General features: G+C 71.5%; 17 protein-coding genes. 6 read left to right on the top strand and 11 right to left on the bottom strand.

Going from position 1 to position 21,412, the window contains the following annotated elements:
• Nucleotides 1–2: 2 nt before the first annotated feature.
• From F1721_RS14860 to F1721_RS14825, 8 genes are all read right to left on the bottom strand, one after another.
• Entirely contained in the window at nt 3–719 is a 717-nt protein-coding gene (locus F1721_RS14860; protein WP_150067242.1) for a hypothetical protein, read from the bottom strand.
• Between the two features lie 568 nt (nt 720–1,287).
• Entirely contained in the window at nt 1,288–2,853 is a 1,566-nt protein-coding gene (purH, locus tag F1721_RS14855) for a bifunctional phosphoribosylaminoimidazolecarboxamide formyltransferase/IMP cyclohydrolase (protein ID WP_150067241.1), read from the bottom strand.
• Nucleotides 2,850–3,443 (bottom strand): phosphoribosylglycinamide formyltransferase, encoded by a 594-nt coding sequence (gene purN, locus F1721_RS14850; protein ID WP_246154894.1) that lies wholly within the window; start codon nt 3,441–3,443, stop codon nt 2,850–2,852. The genes purH and purN overlap by 4 nt, the downstream gene beginning before the upstream one ends.
• A 244-nt stretch (nt 3,444–3,687) precedes the next feature.
• Nucleotides 3,688–5,241: a cell division protein PerM gene (locus tag F1721_RS14845; RefSeq protein ID WP_150067239.1), complete on the bottom strand. Its 1,554-nt coding sequence runs from the start codon at nt 5,239–5,241 to the stop codon at nt 3,688–3,690.
• Between the two features lie 228 nt (nt 5,242–5,469).
• Nucleotides 5,470–6,273 (bottom strand): DUF5336 domain-containing protein, encoded by an 804-nt coding sequence (locus F1721_RS14840; protein WP_150067238.1) that lies wholly within the window; start codon nt 6,271–6,273, stop codon nt 5,470–5,472.
• A 201-nt stretch (nt 6,274–6,474) separates the two neighbouring features.
• Nucleotides 6,475–7,359 carry a succinate--CoA ligase subunit alpha gene (sucD, locus tag F1721_RS14835; protein ID WP_150067237.1) on the bottom strand — a complete coding sequence of 295 codons (885 nt, stop codon included), beginning with the start codon at nt 7,357–7,359 and terminating at the stop codon, nt 6,475–6,477.
• Between the two features lie 6 nt (nt 7,360–7,365).
• Nucleotides 7,366–8,532, bottom strand: a complete 1,167-nt coding sequence (gene sucC / locus F1721_RS14830) for an ADP-forming succinate--CoA ligase subunit beta (protein ID WP_150067236.1) — start codon at nt 8,530–8,532, stop codon at nt 7,366–7,368.
• A 341-nt stretch (nt 8,533–8,873) separates the two neighbouring features.
• Nucleotides 8,874–10,574 (bottom strand): hypothetical protein, encoded by a 1,701-nt coding sequence (locus tag F1721_RS14825; protein WP_211840481.1) that lies wholly within the window; start codon nt 10,572–10,574, stop codon nt 8,874–8,876.
• Between the two features lie 610 nt (nt 10,575–11,184).
• Between F1721_RS14825 and F1721_RS14820 the strand changes: the two genes are divergently transcribed.
• Complete coding sequence (locus F1721_RS14820) at nt 11,185–11,886, top strand: M23 family metallopeptidase (protein WP_150067235.1); 702 nt, start codon at nt 11,185–11,187, stop codon at nt 11,884–11,886.
• Between the two features lie 21 nt (nt 11,887–11,907).
• On the opposite strand, the gene F1721_RS14815 is transcribed toward F1721_RS14820, so the two are convergent.
• Nucleotides 11,908–12,375, bottom strand: coding sequence for a GbsR/MarR family transcriptional regulator (locus tag F1721_RS14815; protein ID WP_150067234.1), 468 nt, complete (start codon nt 12,373–12,375; stop codon nt 11,908–11,910).
• 92 nt (nt 12,376–12,467) lie between these two features.
• On the opposite strand from F1721_RS14815, the gene F1721_RS35085 reads away from it, so the two are divergent.
• Both F1721_RS35085 and F1721_RS14805 read left to right on the top strand, forming a co-directional pair.
• Nucleotides 12,468–14,099 carry a class I SAM-dependent methyltransferase gene (locus F1721_RS35085; RefSeq protein ID WP_246154892.1) on the top strand — a complete coding sequence of 544 codons (1,632 nt, stop codon included), beginning with the start codon at nt 12,468–12,470 and terminating at the stop codon, nt 14,097–14,099.
• Nucleotides 14,100–14,574: 475 nt separating this feature from the next.
• Nucleotides 14,575–14,922, top strand: coding sequence for a VOC family protein (locus F1721_RS14805; RefSeq protein ID WP_150067233.1), 348 nt, complete (start codon nt 14,575–14,577; stop codon nt 14,920–14,922).
• Here F1721_RS14805 and F1721_RS14800 read toward each other — a convergent pair.
• Nucleotides 14,889–15,923, bottom strand: coding sequence for a YncE family protein (locus tag F1721_RS14800; RefSeq protein ID WP_150067232.1), 1,035 nt, complete (start codon nt 15,921–15,923; stop codon nt 14,889–14,891). The two genes, F1721_RS14805 and F1721_RS14800, sit on opposite strands and share 34 nt — an antisense overlap.
• Nucleotides 15,924–16,104: 181 nt before the next feature.
• Between F1721_RS14800 and F1721_RS14795 the strand changes: the two genes are divergently transcribed.
• Nucleotides 16,105–16,992: a LysR family transcriptional regulator gene (locus tag F1721_RS14795; RefSeq protein ID WP_342782931.1), complete on the top strand. Its 888-nt coding sequence runs from the start codon at nt 16,105–16,107 to the stop codon at nt 16,990–16,992.
• A gap of 50 nt (nt 16,993–17,042) precedes the next feature.
• On the opposite strand, the gene F1721_RS14790 is transcribed toward F1721_RS14795, so the two are convergent.
• A complete protein-coding gene (locus F1721_RS14790; protein ID WP_150067231.1) occupies nt 17,043–19,511 on the bottom strand; it encodes a UvrD-helicase domain-containing protein in 2,469 nt (822 codons plus the stop codon).
• A 438-nt stretch (nt 19,512–19,949) separates the two neighbouring features.
• Between F1721_RS14790 and F1721_RS14785 the strand changes: the two genes are divergently transcribed.
• Together F1721_RS14785 and F1721_RS14780 are read left to right on the top strand one after the other, a co-directional pair.
• Nucleotides 19,950–20,627, top strand: coding sequence for a DedA family protein (locus F1721_RS14785; RefSeq protein WP_150067230.1), 678 nt, complete (start codon nt 19,950–19,952; stop codon nt 20,625–20,627).
• A gap of 312 nt (nt 20,628–20,939) precedes the next feature.
• Nucleotides 20,940–21,242 (top strand): chorismate mutase, encoded by a 303-nt coding sequence (locus F1721_RS14780; protein ID WP_150067229.1) that lies wholly within the window; start codon nt 20,940–20,942, stop codon nt 21,240–21,242.
• Nucleotides 21,243–21,412 lie beyond the last annotated feature (170 nt).

Here is a 21,412-nt window from a genome sequence, read left to right as displayed (position 1 = left end):
CGCTAGCACCCCACCACCGAGCGCAGCCGGGGCCGCGCGATCTCCGCGGGTTCGCCCGCTGGAACACCGACAGCGCCGTCGCGCGCCGGGAGCAGGAGTCGGCACGAACGCGGGCGGGACGCCGCACCGCGTCCGCCTGCGTGCACCGTGACAGCGCGTTCCCGCAGGTAGCCATGGCCCTGCCCGAGTCCGCGCCAGCTGGCGTCAGCGCAGCGCAGCTGCACCTCGGCACCCGCCCACGGGCCGAACGGCAGCAGCACCGAACCCCGGTTGCGCGCCCGCGCAGACAGCCGCCGGGCGTCCGAGTCCGCGATGTTCCGAGTGCCACCGACGGCGACCAGGTCCACGCCGTCGAGCAGCGCGGCGACCACCCCGGCCGGGTCACCGCCCGGCCGCGGAACCACCGCGAGCCTGGCCAGCTCCACACCGGCTTCCGCCGCAGCGACCAGGCTGATCCCGGACAACCCCACCACCGCGGCCCACGAGCCGTTGGCGGTCGCCTCGGCGAGCAGCGCGAAGAGCAGCGAGACAGATCCGTGCACCGCCACCGTGCTGCCACGGCGCAAACCTGGCCATGGCAGCACGGCGGCGAGTTCCGTCCGCGTGGGCAGCACCCGGCCCGCTCCGGGAACGCCACCCGCTTCGACCACCGGCACACCCGCGGACACCCCGTAAACCGCGGACGCGCCCGGCGCCGTCGAAGACGCCATCGCGGACATCGCTGCCTCCCCACATCGTGCACGTGGGTGCCCGACCCCGGCGCGGGCACCCACCAAGCCGCTGTGGGGAAGACAGCGGTGGAACCAGCACTGCGCCTGCACCCGAACGCAGCGCCGGATCCGACGGACCAGTCGACCCCGACACCGACTGCTCCAACTCGAACCTCAGTTCGAACAAGACAAGTAAACCCCGCCCGGCACCCCCTCGTCAAGGCCCGTAGCCAGATTGGGTGAACATTTGTTCGATCTCCCGAAATTCGGCTGAGCCAACCGGAAACAGCCGCTACAACTTGATCAGCGACCGCGCTCCCGGGCCCGTCCGGACCACCTCAGCAACGGCTCCGGCACAGCCCCGCCGGGCACCGCGAGACCCGGGTTTCCGACGCCCTGATGATCCGGCCCCGGACAGCGGAGGCAGCGCTGCGCGACGCACGTTCTTCCCCACCCAGCACGGAGGTTTCCCATGCGCACGAACCAGCTCCACCAGCACCTCGCCGGACGCTCCGCCCCGGAAAAGCAAGCGGTGCGGACGGCCGAGGCCGCCCGCACCGCTCGGAGTGCTCCCGGGTCAGTGCGCGAAGTGGCGCGTCCCGGTGAAGTAGAGCGGCACACCGGCCGCCTCCGCCGCCGCGATGGTGTCGGCGTCCCGGACCGAACCGCCGGGCTGCACGATGGCGCGCACCCCGGCGTCCAGCAGCACCTGCGGACCGTCGGCGAACGGGAAGAACGCGTCGGACGCGGCCACCGAACCCTTGGCCCGGTCACCCGCCCTGGACACCGCCAGGCGCGCCGAGTCGACCCGGTTCACCTGGCCCATGCCCACGCCGACCGTGGCCCCGTCGTCGGCCAGCAGGATCGCGTTGGACTTCACCGCGCGGCAGGCGCGCCAGGCGAACTTCAGGTCTGCCAGGGTCGCGTCGTCCACCGGGGAGCCTGCGGCCAGCGTCCAGTTGGCCGGGTCGTCGCCCTCGGCGTCGATCGCGTCGGAGCCCTGGACCAGCATGCCGCCGGAGATCGCCCGCATCTCGACCCGGCCGCTCTTGGGCGGCTGCGCGGTCAGGATCCGGATGTTCTTCTTCTTGCTCAGCACGTCCACCGCGCCGTCGGCGTAGCCGGGCGCCACGATGACCTCGGTGAAGATCTCGGCGACCTGCTCGGCCATCGCCACCGTGACCTCTCGGTTCGTCGCGATGACGCCGCCGTAGGCGCTGACCGGGTCGCACTCGTGCGCCTTGCGGTGCGCCACGGCGATGTCCTCGGCCACCGCGATGCCGCACGGGTTGGCGTGCTTGATGATCGCCACGCACGGCTCGCTGTGGTCGTGCGCCGCGCGCCAGGCCGCGTCGGCGTCGACGTAGTTGTTGTAGGACATCTCCTTGCCGTGCAGCTGGGCCGCGGCCGCGAGACCGGTCGCCTCACCGCCGGAGACGTACAGCGCGGCGGGCTGGTGCGGGTTCTCGCCGTAGCGCAGCGCGGAGCGGCGCTCCCAGGTCTCGCCGATCCAGCCGGGGAACACCGAGTCGTCCCCGGTCGGCACCTTGCTCATCCAGGACGCCACCGCGACGTCGTAGGAGGCGGTGTGCCGGAACGCGGCGGCCGCCAGCTCGACCCGGTCGGCCAGCGTGAAGCCGCCCTCGCGGACCTGCTCGAGGACCCACTCGTAGCGGCTCGGGTCGACGACGACCGCGACGTTCGCGTGGTTCTTGGCGGAGGCGCGCACCATCGCCGGGCCGCCGATGTCGATCTGCTCGATCACCTCGTCCGGAGCGGCGCCCGAGGCCACCGTCTGCACGAACGGGTACAGGTTCACCACCAGCAGGTCGAACGGGGCGATGTCCAGGTCGCGCAGCTGGTCGGCGTGCTCCGGGCGGCGCAGGTCGGCGAGCAGACCCGCGTGCACCCGCGGGTGCAGCGTCTTGACCCGGCCGTCGAGCGCCTCCGGGAAACCGGTGAGCTCCTCGACCGGGGTCACCGGCACGCCCGCGGCCGCGATGGTGCGGGCGGTGCCGCCGGTGGACACGATCTCCACGCCGGCGGCGTGCAGCCCGGTGGCCAGCTCCAGCAGCCCCGACTTGTCCGACACGCCGATCAGCGCGCGGCGAACAGCGCGCCGCTCCTGCGAGTTCGCGGTCACGGGATACTCACCTTCCGTCCCTGCACGGTCCAACCGTGCAACGCCAGCTGTTCCAGGGTGTCGACGAGCAACCGCCGCTCGACGGCCTTGATCCGCTCGTGCAAGCTCGCCTCGTCGTCGTCGGGCCGCACCTCGACCGCCTCCTGCGCGAGGATCGGCCCGGTGTCCACGCCCGCGTCGACCACGAACAACGTGCAGCCGGTGACCCGCACCCCGTACTCCAGCGCATCGCGCACGCCGTGCATGCCGGGGAACGAGGGCAGCAGGGCCGGGTGGCTGTTGAGGTACCGGCCGTCGAAGCGCGCCAGGAAGTCCGCACCGACGAGCTTCATGAACCCGGCGGAGACCACCAGGTCCGGCTCGTGCTCGGCGCAGGCCTCGGTCAGCGCGCGGTCCCAGTCGTCCCGGCTCGGGTGGTCCTTGACCCGGCGGACGAAGGTCGGCACCCCCGCGCGCTCGGCCCGGGCCAGTCCTTCGATGCCGTCCCGATCCGCGCCGACCGCGACCACCTGCACGGGGTAGTCGGGCGAGCTGGTCGCGTCGAGCAGGGCCTGCAGCAGGGTGCCGGAGCCGGACACCAGCACGACCACGCGCGCCGGATCGGCGGTGGTGAACCGGGTGGGCGACGCGGTGGCGTCCGACTGGTCGGTCGTACTCGGGTTCAGCGTTCGCTCCTGACATGCCTGGGCACGATCTCTCCCAGAGCGTAAGCGCTGATCGCGGGGTGGACGCGGCCAGGGGCCGGGCGAGTGGCGCAGCCCTCACCACGGGCGGAGCCGCCCGCCGGGCCAGCTGCCCGATGCGTCCGGATCCCCGGCGGGGAGCGGTCGAGCGCTAGTCGCTCCGGGCCTCGTTGCCGTTCCTGGTCCCGGCCGTGCCCCGGGACTCGTCGTCGGGGGCCCAGGACTCGTCGACGTCACCGTCGAACTCGCTGGGGTCGATCTCGGACCGCGCGGTCCTGGTCGAGCTCGGGGCGAGGGGTTCGCGCGCGTGCGGGATCGCCGGTTCGGCCTCCTCCGGGTCGAGCGCATCCTCCGCCGGTTCCGCCTCCCCATCCGAGGTGGACTGCTCGGTGCTGTCGGCTTCGTCCGGGGAGTCCTCGGCGGGGTCCTCGCTCGCTTCGGCGTCCGGCGGGGCGGAGTCGGCTTCCGGCGCGTCGGCGGCCTGGGCGGCGGCATCGGTGCTCTCGGCGGCGCCCGGCGCGGGCTCGGGGTCTTCGAAGACGACCGGGCCCGCGAACCAGGTCACGGCAGCTGCCGGGACGGCGATCCAGCACATCGTCGCCGCGGCCAGCGCGAGCGGCCGCAGCGTGACCGGGCTGAACGCGCCACCGCCGAGATCGCCACCGGCCACGTAAGCGAGGACCAGCGTGCCCAGCGCCGCGGTGCAGGCCGCCACACCGACCGACAGCAGTCGGCGGGTCGCGCTGCCCTGGACCCGGCGGCAGGCGAGACCGACCAGCACACCGACGGCGAGCGGCAGCGCGAGCGCCACGACCGACCAGCTCACCCCTGCCTGCGACGGCAGGACCGCGAGCAGCGGCAGGTCGGGCACCGGCCCGGGGCCTGGCGCGATGTGCAGGGGCTGGACCGTCAGCTCGCCCAGCGAGAGGCCGGTACCGGCGGCGAAGGCCCAGCCCGCCAGCACACCGTTCGGCAAGTACAGGAGGGACAGGAGGGAGGTGCCGATCGCGTCACCTGCACCGTCGAACCGCGACATCGAAGCGACCATCTCCGGCGCCGATGCGCAGATCCCGACCAGCAGCACCACGCCACCACCGGCGACCACCGCGGCGAGCGCGAGCAGGCCGATGCGCAGACCCGACCACACCTCGGCCTCGACCCGTTCCCAGACGAGGTAGATCAGTCCGCAGCGGTTCGCCACGCCTGCCGCCGAGGCGGCGGTGGCGGTCAAGCCGCAGCTCAGGAAGGCATCGACCGGAACGGCGCGGAACGGTCCGGCCAGCACGAGGGCGATGGCCGCGCCCGCGAAGGCGTGCACCAGCCCCATCGTCGCGATGACCGGCCAGGCCTGGTCCGGTCGCCGCAGCCTGGAGCGCCGGGCCACCCAGGCCGAGGCGGCCGCGATCATCAGCATCACGGCCGCGGTCGGGAGCAGCGGCAGCACGCTCATCGGTGCGCCCGTGATCGTCAGCGCGGACTGGTGCAGGGCGAGCCAGCCGGGGAGCGCGGCCAGCAGCACCACGACCGGGTTGAACTCGGCGCTGGTGGCCGTGGCCGTCACCAGGGCGATCAGCCCGGCCGACACCAGGTAGCCGAGGAGCAGGACGGTGCAGGTCGCGCCGATGAGCAGCCACCAGCGGAGGCCGAGCCTGCGCTCGTGGGGGCCGTCGGCGATGGCGTGGGGGATCGACTCGAGCACGGACACGCTGCCGAATGTCGCACCGCGATTCCGCCGAACGGGTCACAACACGCCGCCGCCTCCACCCATCGGGCGACAACGAACGTCCACTTTGGATGTTTCGTGCGCCCTGCGCGACCAACCGGCTTCCGCTCCGGCCCAGCTCGCTCGCGGGCCCGGGTTCGACTGAAGCACGAGGAGGGCCAAAGAAAACGCGGGCGGCTGGCAGCCGCCCGCGCAAGCGGGGTTCCGGGATCAGAACCCCGGCGGGTTGAGCCCGGGGTGCGGCATCTGCTGGGTGCCCTGCGGTCCGCTGCCCTGGCCGGACTGGCCGGACTGACCAGCCGGGCCGCCCTGACCGGACGTCCCCTGGTTCGGCGAGCCACCCGGGCCGGAGGGACTGCCCTGCTGACCGGCCGGGCCGCCCTGGTTCGGGGCCGGGGAACCGCCCGAGGACGGGTTCCACCCGCCCGGCTGCTGGGGCTGGCCACCGGTGGCCGGGCTCCAGCCGCCGCTCGCCGGTGCGAACTGCCCGGGCTGCGCGGGCGGAGCGGAGGGGGTCCACCCGCCGGGGCCGCCGGGCTTGCCGGGGCCGCCCTGCGGGCCGGGCTGGAACGGGGCGGGCTGACCGCCCTGGCCGGAGGACGAGGACGAGCCGGAGGGCTCGGGCGGGTTGATGATCCCGCCGTCGATCAGCAGGATGCCGACCACGCCGCCGAGCTGCGCGATGGCCAGCAGCAGGAGCACCACGACGATGCCGCCGGAGCTGCCGCCGACGAGGTCCTGCAGCAGCGCGAGGGTCGCGTACGCGGACAGCGGCGCAGCGGCGAACAGCGCGTTCGGCGTCTTCGGCACGAACCGCAGGCCCGCGAGCGCCGCAGCGGTGATGAAGGAGAAACCGGCGAGGCTGCCGAGGAGCACCCCGGCGATCTCGCTGAAGAAGCCGATCAGGTAACCGACGAGACCGGCCCCGGCCGCCACCAGCGCCAAGATCTCCTTCAAGCCGAGTGCGGCACCGGCCGAGCTGGACTTCCGCGACGGGGGATATGGGGCGGACATGGCTGGGGACACTCCTCAATGGACATTCGGGGGAACGAGGACGGGCCAGACCGACGGTATCCGATCAACCGACCCCGGTGTGCCGGACGGCGGTGGCACCTGAGCTGGGCCGCTCCGGGAAGCGGCCCACCGGGCCGTGACAGCCGTCGGGGCCGGACACCCGCAGGTGCCCGGCCCCGACGCGACCGATGGAGATCGGGCTCAGCCCTTGATGATCTCGCGCATCAGCTTGGCGGTCTCGCTCGGCGTCTTGCCGACCTTGACGCCGGCGGCCTCCAGGGCCTCCTTCTTCGCCGCGGCGGTGCCGGACGAGCCGGAGACGATGGCGCCCGCGTGGCCCATGGTCTTGCCCTCCGGGGCGGTGAAACCGGCCACGTAGCCCACCACCGGCTTGGTGATGTTGGCCTTGATGTAGTCGGCCGCCCGCTCCTCGGCGTCGCCACCGATCTCACCGATCATGACGATGGCCTCGGTCTCCGGGTCGTCCTGGAACGCCTGGAGCGCGTCGATGTGGGTGGTGCCGATGATCGGGTCGCCACCGATGCCGACGCAGCTGGAGAAACCGATGTCCCGCAGCTCGTACATCATCTGGTAGGTCAGGGTGCCCGACTTGGACACCAGACCGATCTTGCCCGGGCCGGTGATGTCGGCCGGGATGATGCCGGCGTTGGACTTGCCGGGCGAGATGATGCCGGGGCAGTTCGGCCCGATGATCCGGGTCTTGTTGCCGGTGGCGTTGGCGTGCGCCCAGAAGTAGGCGGAGTCGTGCACCGGGATGCCCTCGGTGATGACCACGGCCAGGCCGATCTCGGCGTCGATCGCCTCGATCACCGCGTCCTTGGCGAACTTCGGCGGCACGAAGACCACCGACACGTCGGCGCCGGTCGCCTCCATGGCCTCCTTGACGGTGCCGAAGACGGTCAGCTGCTTGCCCTCGATCTCGACGGTCTGCCCGGCCTTGCGGGCGTTGACGCCGCCGACGATGTTGGTGCCCGCGCGCAGCATCCGCGCGGTGTGCTTGGTCCCCTCAGAGCCGGTGATGCCCTGGACGATGACCTTGCTGTTCTCGTTGAGGAAGATAGCCATGGTGCCTCATGCCCCCGCAGCCAGCTCGGCGGCCTTGTCAGCCGCGCCGTCCATGGTGTCCACCATCGTCACGACCGGGTGGTTGGCCTCGGCCAGGATGCGGCGGCCCTCTTCGACGTTGTTGCCGTCGAGGCGGACGACCAGCGGCTTGGTGGCCTCGTCGCCCAGGATCTTCAGCGCCTGCACGATGCCGTTGGCGACCGCGTCGCAGGCGGTGATGCCGCCGAAGACGTTGACGAACACCGACTTCACCGCGGGGTCGCCGAGGATGACGTCCAGACCGGCCGCCATCACCTCGGCGGACGCGCCGCCACCGATGTCCAGGAAGTTCGCCGGCTTGACGCCGTTGTGCTTCTCCCCGGCGTAGGCGACCACGTCCAGGGTGGACATGACCAGCCCGGCACCGTTGCCGATGATGCCGACCTCGCCGTCCAGCTTGACGTAGTTGAGGCCCTTCTCCTTGGCCTTGGCCTCGAGCGGGTTCTCGGCGTCCTTGTCGACCAGCTCGGCCTGCTTGGCCTGGCGGAACGCGGCGTTCTCGTCCAGGGTGACCTTGCCGTCCAGCGCGATGATCTTGCCCTGCGGGTCCTTGACCAGCGGGTTCACCTCGACGAGCGTGGCGTCCTCGGCGACGAAGGTCTCCCAGAGCTGAACGATCACGTCGGCGACCTGGTCGGCGACCTCGGCCGGGAACTTGGCGGCGGCGACGATCTCCTGCGCCTTGGCCTTGTCCACGCCCTGGATCGGGTCGATCGCGACCTTGGCCAGCGCCTCCGGCTTGGTGGCGGCGACCTCTTCGATCTCCATGCCGCCCTCGACGGAGGCCATCGCGAGGAAGTTGCGGTTGGCGCGGTCGAGGAGGAACGAGAAGTAGTACTCGTCGGCGATGTCGGAGGCGGTGGTGACCAGCACCTTGCGGGTGACGTGGCCCTTGATGTCCAACCCGAGGATCGCCTCGGCCTTGGTCTCGGCCTCCTCCGGGGTCTCGGCCAGCTTCACGCCACCGGCCTTGCCTCGACCCCCGGTCTTCACCTGCGCCTTGATTACGACGGGCCCGCCCAGTTCTGCAGCGGCTGCCTTGGCCCCTTGGGGTTCGGTCACCACGGTGCCGGGCAGCGTCGGCACGCCGTGGGAGGCGAAGAGCTCCTTCGCCTGGTACTCGTACAGGTCCACTCGACTCTCCTGCGACGTCGGTGTCGGACTCGGGTGACGATATCGACCTGCGACGAAGCATGGGGCGGCGCGTCCGGTGAACTGCCTCACCTGAGGTGGGCCATCACGCCTGGTCGGACCGTCCGGCGCGGCGATTCGCCTGTTCGGCAGGCCGGTCGTGGCCGTTCGTGGTGACGAACGGAACAGCGCACCGTGACGGTGTGGGTCAGATTCTCGACCAGGCTTTCGACGTGGGCAAGGCGTCGATTCGGGTGATCCGGCCGCCCGCAGATGCCGTCGCGTTCAGCCGATCGCCTCAGCGCCCGTTGATCTGCGGAGCGGAACTGCCGCCGAGCGGGCTCTCAGGCCGCTTTGGTCCGGGCGGCAGCCGCAGCGGAAGCGAGCAGCACCAGCACCGCGGCGACGCCGAACCACAGGCCCGTCCCGGGAGCGGAATCCGGCAGGCGACCCGCGGTCAGCGGGTACTCGAGCGCCCGGACTGCGACGACCACGGCGGCCCCGCAGAGCAGCGCGGCAGCTCGCGGCGGTCGGCACATCGGCGCCAGAACGGCCGCGGCCACCACGGCGGCCAGCGCCACCAGCAGGCCCCACGAGGTCGTGCCGAACTCGGTGAACACGCCGGGCGCGGTGTAGTCGGGCGCGGTCACCACCGGAAGGCTGAAGGCGGCGGCGCCCAGGACCAGCGAGACCAGCGCCGGGATCAGCACCGGGCGGCGCATCGCGATCTCGGTGAGGTCCACCTCGTCGCGCTCCACCGCACCGGCCACCGCGGCGATGATCGCGGCCGCGGCGGCGAACAGCACCGCCACCCCGGCCGACCACGCGCCGATCCGGGCGTCCGCACCAGCGGCCTGCACTGCGGTGAACACCGCATCCAGCACGCCCGTCGCGGCCAGCGGGACCAGGACCCACACCACCGGCAGCAGCGGGCGAACCCGGAGCGCGAGGCGCGGCAGCAGCAGGCCGACGCCGACCAGGAGCAGCACGATCCCGGACGGCCACAGCATCCGCGCCGGGTAGGACGAGGGGTCGCGCAGGCCGTACGGCATCTCCACCTGCGGCGCGATCGCGGCCAGCACGGTCAGCGCTCCGGCGACCAGCGCCAGCACCGCCGAGACGGTGAGCAGCCTGTTCAGCGCGGGCAGGCGCAGGTCCTCGTCCACCTCGCCGGATCGGGCGCGCCCGGCGGGCATCGCCAGCGCCACCAGCGCGAACACCGCGATCAGCCCGAGCAGGGGACCCCACGAGAAGCTGATCTCGACCAGCACCCCGGCGGCGACCAGCGGCGGGACGACCACTCCGGCCAGGGCGGCGGCCAGACCGAGCAGCCCGCCGCGAGCGAAGTCCTGGTCGACGGATCCGGCCAGGTAACCGGCGGCGGTGGGCACGCCGACGGCGAGCAGCACGCTGCCGATCAGCACCACCAGCGGAGCGTCGAGGGCGGGCTTCGGCAGCAGGTACGGGTCGTCGGAGGCGAACGGCGCCATCAGGACACCGACCGCCGCGAGCACGCTGGCGCACAGGACCAGCGCGAGCAGGCCTTGGCGGTGCCCGCCGGATGCTTCATCGCTCGGCCCGACGCCGCGCACCGCCAGGAACCCGGCCGCGATCGCCGCCACGTGCCCGGCGAGCAGCAGCCAGACGCCGATCGACGGGGAGAAGACGTCGAGGCTGGCCAGCTTGAGCAGTTCCGGGCGCGCAGCCAGTCCGGGATCGGCGAGGAACTGCGCGTCGAGGACGAGCCGCCCGGGTGCCAGGACCGCCGGTCCGACCAGCACCGCCGCTGCGGTGACCGGGTGCCCGAGGCGGAGGGCGGCGAAGGCGATCCCGGCGGGGAGCAGCGCGAGGACCAGCAGCAGCGGCCAGGAGAGGAAAGCGGCAGCGGCACCGGGGGCGACGAGGCCGATCAGGGGGCCGAGGCCGATGAGCACCGCGCCGACGATGGACACCGCCATCGCAGCGCGCAGTTGCGGGGGCACTGGCTGCGGATTCGTGGCCGGAGCCGAAGAACCGCCGGACGTGAGGTCGGGCCGCGCAGTCACCGCGCTGACGCTAGCAACCCCGAGGTCGCCCACCGGCACCGACTCGGCCCCCTCCGGGGCATCCCCGAGGTGACCGCCCGAACGGAGCATTGGCGATCCCCATCAAGCCGCTCTTGCGGTGTGACTTATGTCACGAATCATCACGGCGGGGTGACTGAATCGAGGCACCCGGCGGCAAGGCGTGCACCGATCGGGCCGCCGCTCGCCGATCACGAACCCGCAGGCAGCTCCACTGCGCGACGACCACTCCGAGTATCCGCGGAGGTCTGACAATCGTGCCTCGGGCGGCACATTCGAACACGGTCCGTGCCCGACGCGTCACGGACGGGGATTTGCCCCTAGGGGATCAGCTTGGTTACTGTCCCCCGGTCCGTTGTCACGGTCTGATCACGAAGGACAACCTTCGGCCGGTTCCCCGACCGGCACCCGGAACCCCGACCCGGGATGCGTGATCGGACTCCCCGAGACGGAAGGGCAGGCATTGGCTCAGCACCGCTCCCCCGGCGGCGAAGAACGAGTTCCGGACCACCCGGAGGCGTCCCCCGACGACCCCTCCAGTAGTCCGGGCAGGAACCGGGGCCCCTCAACTGCATCCGTCTGGCGCGGCCGCGTGGTCGTGGCCGCCGTTGCCGCTGGCGCTTTCGCAGCTGCCGGGCAATCGCTGGCCGCGGGTGAAGGACACGCCGCCCCGGACCACCGCGACGACTTCAACCCCGCGGACGCTTCGGCCTCCTTCAACACGGCGATGGCCGAGGAGCAGTCCGGCTACAACGGCGTCGGCGGTAGTGCCCCCGCTCCGGCGATGCTCCCGATCGCCCAGGTCTCGGACGTCAGCTCCGAGGTCGAGAAGCTCAACAAGAGCGAGCGGATCACCCAGGAGCGCGAGGCCGCGCGCATCGCCGCCGAGGAGGCGGCCCGGGCCCCCAAGTTCGTCCCTCCCACGACCGGCACGTTCACCTCCGGGTTCGGCGGGCGCTGGGGCACCACGCACTACGGGATCGACATCGCCAACTCCAAGGGCACCCCGATCTATTCCGTCGCCGACGGAACCGTGATCGAGGCGGGCCCGGCGAGCGGCTTCGGCCTGTGGGTCCGGGTGCAGCACGAGGACGGGACGATCACCGTCTACGGCCACGTCAACACCATCACGGTGAACGAGGGCGAGAAGGTCAAGGCCGGCGACCAGATCGCCACCATGGGCAACCGCGGCTTCTCCACCGGCCCGCACCTGCACTTCGAGGTCTGGAACTCCAGCGGCAAGAAGATCAACCCGCTGCCCTGGATGCAGTCCCGCGGCATCTCGCCCGCGTGACCGGGTGGCACCGGCGCGCGGTCAGGACCGCCGCTGCCGGTGCCACTTCTGCATGAGCGCCGGGACCTCCCCGCGCAAGAACTCGAAGAACTCGCGCGTCTCCGCCAGCCGGCGCGCGGCCGCCGAGTCGCCGAGCGCCGCCTCGCCCTCGGCCAGCGTCCGCTCCCAGCCCTCCAGCAGCGCCTCGCGGTTCATGATGCTGGCGTACCAGAGGTCGTCGAGCACTCGGTAGTGGTCGCGCCGCTGCCCCGGGACGGGTTCCCGCGCGACCAGGTTCACCTGCGTCAGGTAGCGGACCGCGCCGGAGACGGCGGCCGGGCTCACCCCCAGGACTTCCGCCAGCTCCGCCGCCGTGCGCCGCCCCTCGTCGGCGACCAGCAGGCTGGCGAACACCCGCGCCGCCATGCGCGGCACCCCGGCACCGGTGAGGTCCAGCGCGAACCGCTCGACGAACTGCCGGACGGCGTCCGGATCCCGCTGCTCGGCCATGCCCCGATCCTCACCAGCTTCCTCGCGCACGGAAACAATTTATACGCGTTCTTAATTTCACAACTTTGTGAACCGAGTGTAGCTTCGGGTTCGTGTCCGAACAGATCCGGTTGACCGGTGCGCAGCAAACCCTCCTCGGTCCGCTCTACGCGCGGGCGCTCGACAACCGCAGGCCCGACCCGGTGCTCGGCGACGAGACCTCGGACCGGCTGCTGAACGACATCGACTTCGACTTCCCCGGCCTCAAGCTCAGCTCCGGCGACCGGATGGCGATCATCCTGCGCGCCAAGGAGCTCGACACCTGGGCCGCCGACTACCTGGCCGACCACCCCGACGCCGTGGTGCTGCACCTGGCCTGCGGCCTGGACAGCAGGGCCTTCCGGCTCGACCTGCCGGGCGGGGTCGACTGGTTCGACGTCGACCTGCCCGACGTGATCGAGCTGCGGAACCGGCTGTACCCGGAGCCGCCGGGGAACTACCGCACCATCGCGAGCTCGGCGACCGATCCGGGGTGGCTCGACCAGATCCCCACCGGTCGACCGACGCTCGTCATCGCCGAGGGGCTCACCATGTACCTGACCGAAGCGGACGGGGTCGCCATGCTGCGGCGGCTCGTCGAGCGCTTCCAGGTCGGCGAGATGATGTTCGACGTGGTGCTGCCGTGGGCCGCCAAAGCCGCGCGCGCCTCGCGATTCCTGCAGAGCACCGGCGCCGAGTTCCACTGGGGCATCGGTGATCCGCACGCGCTCGAACTCCGGGTGCCCGGTCTCCGGCTGCGCGACCAGCGACCGCTGATGAACCTGCCCGGCGTGGCGAAGATGTCGACCGCGAACCGGGTCAGCGCGAAGGTCATGAACGCGATTCCGCCGCTGCGCGACGCGATGCGGTTGCTGCGCTTCAGCTTCGAGCACGAACCGCGCGAGAAGGTCGAGCTGACCGGGGCCCAGGCGACCATGCTGGCCACGGTCTACCTCCGCGCCCTGGACAACCGCTCCGACCACCCGATGCTCGGCGACCGCTGGGCCGACGAAGCGGTGCAGCGCATCGACTTCGACTTCTCGAAGTTCAAGATGAGCTCCCGCAACGCCGCCTCGGTGGCGATGCGCGCGAACGTGATCGACGGCTGGACCAGGGAGGCGCTGCAGCCCGGCATGACGGTGCTGCACCTCGGGTGCGGCCTGGACAGCCGGTTCGAGCGCGTCGCACCACCGGAGGGCGTCGACTGGTACGACGTCGACCAGCCGGACGTGATCGACCTCCGCGACAAGCTGTTCCCGGCCTCGCCGCACCGCCGCACCATCGGCTCCTCGGTGACCGCACCCGACCTGCTCGACGAAATCCCCGGCGACCAACCGGTTCTGGTGATCGCCGAAGGGCTGGTGATGTACCTGTCCGAAGAGGACGGTCTGGCGCTGCTGCGCCGGATCACCCACCACTTCCCGAGCGGCGAGCTGATCTTCGACGCCTTCAGCACCCTCGGCGTCCGGCTGTCCAACCGGTTCAACCCGGCCGTGGTGCACGCCGGAGCCCGGCTGCACTGGGGCATCGACAACCCGAAGGACCTGGAAACCAGCGTCCCCGGCCTGAAGCTGGTGACCGAGTGGTCCTTCACCGACGCCCCAGAACTGGACCGCTACCCAGCACCGATGCGCGCGGCCCTCCGAGCGTCCGGCCACATCACCGCGATCCGCAGGATGGGCCGAATGCTGCGCTACCGCTTCTGACAACCACCCAACGCACGATCACAACCATCCACCTCAAAACGATGAACACACGCTTCGGATGGCCGTGCTAGAGGCGGCGACGTCCGCACTTCGGACGGCCGCCGGAGGGGTGGTGACGTCCACACTTCGGACGGCCGTACGAGGGGTGGTGACGTCCGCAATTTCGATTGAAATTGCCTCACCGCCCCACCGCAGGCTCCGTCGAGAACGGCGGCAATTTCGATTGAAATTGCAACACCACGCAAAGCAACCACCCACCGCTTTGAACCCAAAAGCAGCCCCCACGCAACGTCACCCCTCCTCGCAAGGCCGACCCCGGTATCACCACCGATCCCCAAGCGGCGACACCGCCGAAACCTCCACCAGCGGATCCACCACCAACACCCAAGCGGCGATACGCCCCACGCAGTCAGCCCGCCGCTGGCCAGCGGTCTTGGGGGGTTCGTGGGACGGTTTGGCGAGGAGGTCTTGGGCGATGATCAACGGGGCGCACTTGCTGCTGTTCAGCCGGGACGCCGAGCGGGACCGGGCGTTCCTCCGGGACGTGCTCGGGTTCGAGTCCGTGGACGCCGGGGGCGGGTGGCTGATCTTCGGGCTGCCGCCCGCCGAACTGGCCACCCACCCCACCGACGCCGACCCCACCTGCCAGCTCTACCTGATGTGCGACGACATCGCCGTGACCATCGGCGAGCTGCAGGACCAGGGGGTCGAGATCACCCGCACGGTCAGCAACGAGGGGTGGGGGCTGCTCACCGCGTTCCGGCTGCCCAGCGGCGCGGAGATCGGGCTTTACGAGCCCAAGCACCCGCGGCCGGGCACGTAGGCGAGACCGTGCGCGCCGGGCTCTCCTCGGCGGGCGACGGGCAGTGTCGCCAGGACCTCGAGGTTCGCCAAGTCGACCACGGTCACCTCGGAGGACACCACCGCGGAGACGTAGGCGCGGGTGCCGTCGGGTGACGAGGTGATGGTGAGCGGGAACTTCCCCACCTCGACCGCGCCGAGCGGTTCAAAGCCGTCCGGTGCGAAGACCAGCAGCCGACCCCGCTCCTGCCCGCCCAGCGCCGATTCACTGCGGGAGGTCCGCAGCTCACCGGCCAGCAGGAGGCCCGTGCTGGTGATGTGCACCGGCATCACCTGGCGGTCGGTCGGGACGGTCCGGATCACTTCGTCCGCGGCGGTGTCGATCACCACGACGCCGGTCGGCGCTGGGGAGGTCCTCTTCACGTCGTTGTACGGGGTCGCCGCGCAGGCCCGGGTGCCGTCCGGGGACATCGCGATCCCTTCGCTGCCCGGGACCGGCACGCGGCGCAGCATCCGGCCGGTCTTGAGGTCGACCGCGGAGATGAACGGGGCCTCCTTGTTGCTGGCGTACCCGCGGCTGCCGTCCGGGGTGATGGCGAACCAGTGCGGGCCGGGCGCTCCGGTGTCGATGCGACCGATCCGCGCGCGGCTCCGGGTGTCGAGCACGACCACGCCGCCCGGCCCGGCCGGGCCTTCCTCCACGCTGACGTAGAGCCGCCGGTTGGGGCCGTCCAGCGCCAGGCCGTGCGGGCCGTGCTCCGGTGCGAGGTCGATGACGTCGACGACCTCGGGCGCGTCCGGGTCGATGACCACGAGCTCCGACGCCCGGCCGCTGTTCGCGTGGTAGTAGCCCGAGCGGTAGGTGATCGGGCAGTACAGCACGCGGTTCTCCGGGTCGAAGCACAGCTCGTGCGGCTCTGCGGGCAGTTCGACGGTCTCGAGGTGCCGGTGGGTCGTGGCGTCGAAGAAGTCGACCGACGGGCCGCTCTGGCTGACCACTGCCAGCACGTCTGCGGTGCGCATTCGTTCTCCAGTCTGCTCCGGGTACCCGCTGCTCGTGCGGGCTCGACCTCCACCTTCGACGCCGAGCAGCACCGGCCGCCATCGCCGGATCGGCACGGAATCCTTGCGCCGCGCGCAATAATGCAGGTGGTCCAGACCGTTCACGTCGAATGTGAACGGTGTCGCGCAGCGGAGTCCGTGAATGTCCACGATGGATCTGAACTTGCTGGTCGCGCTGGACGCCCTGCTCCGGGAGCAGAGCGTGACGCGCGCGGCGGAACAACTGCAGACCTCCCCCGCGGCGCTGAGCCGCACCCTCGGCAGGATCCGCCGCATCCTGCGCGATCCGCTCCTGGTGCGCGCCGGGCAGCGCATGGTGCTGACGCCGCGCGCCGTGGAGCTCCGCGACGAGGTGCACGCGGTCGTCGAGCGGTCCCGCGCACTGCTCACCCCCGGGAACGAGTTCGACCCGGCAACCCTGACCCGCGCGTTCACCCTCCAGACCAGCGATCTGCTGTCCGGGGCGCTGACCCCCGCGCTGCTGTCCCTGGTGGCCGAGGCAGCGCCCGGGTTGGTGCTGCGATTCGCGTCGGAGTTCGTTGAAGGAACTTCGGCGCTGCGGGACGGCACGGTGGACGTGGAGGTCGGGGTCCTCGATCACCTGGATCCGGAGACCCGCACCGCGCCGCTTACGACCATGCGGCTGGTCGGCGCGGTCCGGCCGGGGCACCCGCTGACCCGAGGCCCGGTCACCGCGCAGCGGTTCGCCGCCGCAGCGCACGTCAGCGTGTCGCGGCGCGGCAAGGCCCACGGGCCAGTCGACGACCGGCTCGCCGAGCTCGGGCTGCGGCGCCGGGTCGCCGTCGTGCTGCCAAGCCACGCCACCGCGCTGGTGCTCGCCCGCACCACCGATCTCGTCTGCCTCGCAACGGAATCCGCCGCGCAACACGCGGGGCTGCACACCTTCGAGGTGCCGCTCGAACTACCACCGCTGGACATCGGCATGGCCTGGCACCCGCGCAACGACGTCGACGCGGCGCACCGCTGGCTGCTGGGGCTGCTCCGCAAGGCAGCCGCCGACCTCCGCTAGGCCGCGCCGGGTTCGGTCCACTTGGGACGGACCCCGTTCGGCTCGTCGGGTCAGAGCTTGGTCAGCGGGACGCTGCCGATCAGCATGAGGCGCACCGTTCCGGCGCTGCCGAAGTCGATGGTCGCGGTCGCCCGCGGGCCCTCGCCCTCGGTGGACACCACCGTGCCCAGGCCGTACTTGTCGTGGGTGACCCGGTCACCGGCCGCCAGCTTGATGGAGACGGTGTCCTTCCAGCCCTTCATGCCGGTGCTGCGCATGCCGCGGGCGGACAGCCCGGCCTGCGCCGAGTCCGATCCGGTGCGGTCGAAGCCGCCGCGGCTGCCCCAGGTGCTGCGCACCTGCGGAGCGGCGCGCTCCGGCTCGATCCGGCGCCAGTGCAGCAGCTCCTCCGGGATCTCGGTGAGGAACCGGGACGCCGGGTTCGTCATCGGCTGCCCCCACGCCGACCGCATCAGCGCGCGGGACAGGTACAGCCGCTGCCGGGCTCGGGTGATGCCCACGTAGGCCAAGCGGCGCTCCTCGGCCAGCTCGGCGGGTTCGCCCAGCGCCCGCATGTGCGGGAAGATCCCGTCCTCCCAGCCGGTGCAGAACACCACCGGGAACTCCAGGCCCTTCGCGGTGTGCAGGGTCATCAGGGTGACCACGCCGTCGCCGGACTCGGGCAGCGAATCCGCGTCCGCCACCAGCGAGACCCGCTCCAGGAACGCCGACAGCGAATCGTCCGCGGGCAGGCCCAGCGCCAGCTCCTCGTCGTCCTCGGCGGCCGGGACCGGCGCGGTGACCACGGCCTCCGCCGACGGGTCGGCCTCGCCCTCCGCTCCGGTCGCGGGCGCACCCGCGCGCGCTTCGGTGAACTCGCGCGCCACCGTGACGAGCTCGGTCAGGTTCTCCACCCGCGTGGCGTCCTGCGGGTCGTCGCTGGCCTCCAGCTCGGCCCGGTAGCCGGTGCGCTCCAGCACCTGCTCCAGGATCTCCGCGACGTCGGACTCCGCCGCCACCTGCTGCAGCTCGTCGAGCAGCGCCACGAAGCTTGAGATCGCGTTCCGCGCCCGGGTGTTCAGCAGCGCCACCCGGCCGTCCGCCGCGTCGCGCAGGGCCTTGGCGAAGGAGATCCGCTCCTGCTCGGCGTGCACCGCGACCACGGCCTCCGCCCGGTCCCCGATGCCGCGCTTGGGCACGTTGAGGATGCGGCGCAGGCTCACCGTGTCGTCGGGGTTGTCCAGCACCCGCAGGTAGGCCAGCGCGTCCCGGACCTCGCGGCGCTCGTAGAAGCGCACCCCGCCGACGACGCGGTAGGGCAGGCCGAGCCGGATGAACACCTCCTCGAACACCCGCGACTGGTTGTTCGTCCGGTAGAACACCGCGATGTCGTTGAACGTCGCGTCGCCCGAGTCGACCAGCCGGTCGATCTCGCCCGCCACGAACGCCGCCTCGTCGTGCTCGTTGTCCGCGACGTAGCCGACGATCGGCTCGCCGTCCCCGGCGTTGCTCCACAGCCGCTTGTCCCGGCGGTTCGGGTTGCGCCGGATCACCGCGTTGGCGGCGGACAGGATCGTCTGCGTGGAGCGGTAGTTCTGCTCCAGCAGGATCGTCCGGGCCGCCGGGTAGTCCCGCTCGAACTCCTCGATGTTGCGGATCGTCGCGCCGCGGAAGGCGTAGATCGACTGGTCGGCGTCACCCACCACGCACAGCTCGGCGGGTTCGACGCCGCTCTCGGTCACCTCGGTGCCCACCAGCTCGCGGACCAGTACGTACTGCGCGTGGTTGGTGTCCTGGTACTCGTCCACCAGCACGTGCCGGAACCGCCGCCGGTAGTGCTCGGCGACCGCGGGGTGGTTCTGCAGCAGCTCCACCGTGCGCATGATCAGGTCGTCGAAGTCCATCGAGTTGGACTCGACGAGCCGGCGCTGGTAGGCGGCGTAGACCTGGGCGACCTTGCGCTCCATGTCGTTGCCCGCCTGCTCCGCAGCGGCCTCCGGGCTCAGCAGCTCGTTCTTCAGGTTCGAGATGTGCACCGCGAGCGTGCGCGCCGGGTAGCGCTTGGAGTCGAGGTCCTGCTCCCGGGCGATCATGGTGATCAGCCGCCGGGAGTCGTCGGCATCGTAGATCGAGAAGTTCGACGACAGCCCCAGGACCTTGGCCTCGCGGCGCAGCACCCGGACGCACATCGAGTGGAACGTCGACACCCACATCACGTTGGCCCGGCGCCCGACCAGCTCGGCGACGCGCTCCTTCATCTCGGCCGCGGCCTTGTTGGTGAAGGTGATCGCCATGATCTGGCCCGGGTGCGCCCCGCCCGCGAGCAGGTAGGCGATGCGGTTGGTCAGCACCCTGGTCTTGCCCGACCCGGCACCCGCCACGATCAGCAGCGGCGAACCCGTGTGCACCACCGCGTCGCGCTGCTGCGGGTTCAGACCGGCGAGCAGGGCTTCCGGGTCCGGGCCGCGCTGCCCGGCGGGGCGGGGTTCGGCGGACGACAACGGGTCGTTGTTCCACTGGAGGTCGAGTGGGGTGCTCATCGCTCATCCACGTTACCGGCCGCCCCGGACAAAGCCCGAATCCCGTGGCACGGCGTCCTCCCGCGGTTCCGGGCCCGCCCCCGGCGGGGTCGCGGGCAGCAGTGCGCCAGGACGCCGACGACTCGGACCAGCCGCGGCGCCGGGGCCGCCGAGAACCGGCGACCGGACCCCGACTTGCGCACAACGGACATCAAGATCAACAATGGGCACTCGACCACTCACCCCGCCGCAGAACGTGCTGTCGCGTGCGCCTGCTCCTGAGACCGGCCCGTCCGGCACCGGGGCGCAGGTCGGACCTGCGGGCCCCGACCACCGATGTCAGCCCCGCCGGAGAGCAACTCCGGGAACGGCTCAGGGACTCCCCCGATCCGCAGCGCGGTACCGAACGGGACGGTGGTTCTCGACCCCCGCCCGAACCCACTGCGGAATGAGCCGTGCATGCACCTGATCAACCAGATCGACCTCGCGATCCGGGAGTTCATCGCATGGGCCGCGACGCTGAACCCGTGGCTGTGCGTGCTGGCGGCAATGGTTCTGCTCGTGCTGGAAACCTCCCTCTTCATCGGTGTGCTGATCCCCGGTGAGGCGACCCTGCTGCTGACCGTCGCCGTCCTGGGCGCGGGCTGGGCGCCCGCGCTGTTCGCCGCGGCGGTGGTGGGCAACCTGATCGGATCGAGCGGGGGCTACTGGCTGGGCCGCCTGGTCGGCCCCGGTCTCCGCAACACCTGGGCGGGGCGGAAGATCGGCGACCGCCGGTGGCGGACCGCCGAGCAGGTCGTGCAGGAGTCCGGCGGCCGGGCGCTGATCACGATGCGCTTCGTCGCGGTGGTGCACGCGGTCGTCCCGGCGGTGGTGGGCACCTTGCGGATGCCCTACCGCCGCTTCCTCGGCCTCGTCGCGATCGCGGCGATGCTCTGGGCAGGCGTGCAGACCGCTGTCGCGGTGGCGTTCGGCGAAGCGGCGCGCGCGGTCGGCTACGGCTGGACGATGGTCGCGCTGACCATCGCAGCAGCCCTCGCCGCGGGCCTGTTCGTGATCCGCGGCGTTCGACGGCAGGCCTCGCGGCGGTCGGCGCCGGAGCCGGTGGACAGCTGCGCTGGGCGGAATGCGTTCTGATCTCCATGGACCCCACGATCCCGGCAGGTCAGCGCGAACCCAAGGGGAATAACTCGAACAAGTGATCGAAGGCCGCGTTGTTCACCCAGTGGGATGAGTGGCCCACCTCATCGCTGTGCGCAGGCGAGTTGTGGCACACTGGATTCGTGCGAGCGCAGACTTACGAGTTTTTCTACGGGCCCGGGACTCCGGCGCCCGTAGTTGCGTGAGCTCGAAAACCACTACGAACGCCTCGGAGTCCCTAGGACCCGGGGCGTTTCGCGTTCCCGGGCCGGGGACGGGGCCGGGGCCGGATCCGGAGGACAACGCCCGATGAACGCCACAGTGGACGGTGACCGGCCGCAGGCCGAGCAGACCTCGCCCGAGCAGGCCGCGGCCACCATCGACGACTTCCGCGGGGAGATCGACCACCTGGACGCGGAGATCCTGCGCCTGATCAAGCGCCGCGCCGAGATCTCCCGCCAGATCGGCCAGGCCCGCATGGCCGCCGGCGGCCCGCGCATCGTCTACAACCGCGAGATGGACGTGCTCGCCCGCTACCGGGAGCTCGGCCCGGAGGGCCGCGAGCTCGCGATGATCCTGCTCCGCCTGGGCCGCGGCCGCCTCGGCCACTGAAAACAGCGTATACCGCGGTCCTTTTGCGTAGCGGTGCCGGTAGCGGAACCTCAGAGGCCGCCTGGCTGCGGGATCCCGTTTTTATGTATGTCCAAATACACGGCGAACGGGCTGTCCTCGCCAGGCGACCTCTGAGAACCCGCGGCGGTGCCGGTTGCGAGGGTGGGCTA

This window comes from Saccharopolyspora hirsuta (assembly GCF_008630535.1).
Taxonomy (GTDB): domain Bacteria; phylum Actinomycetota; class Actinomycetes; order Mycobacteriales; family Pseudonocardiaceae; genus Saccharopolyspora; species Saccharopolyspora hirsuta.
The sequence above is the reverse complement of the archived record's forward strand: the minus strand, read 5'-3'. Positions and strand labels throughout refer to the sequence as shown.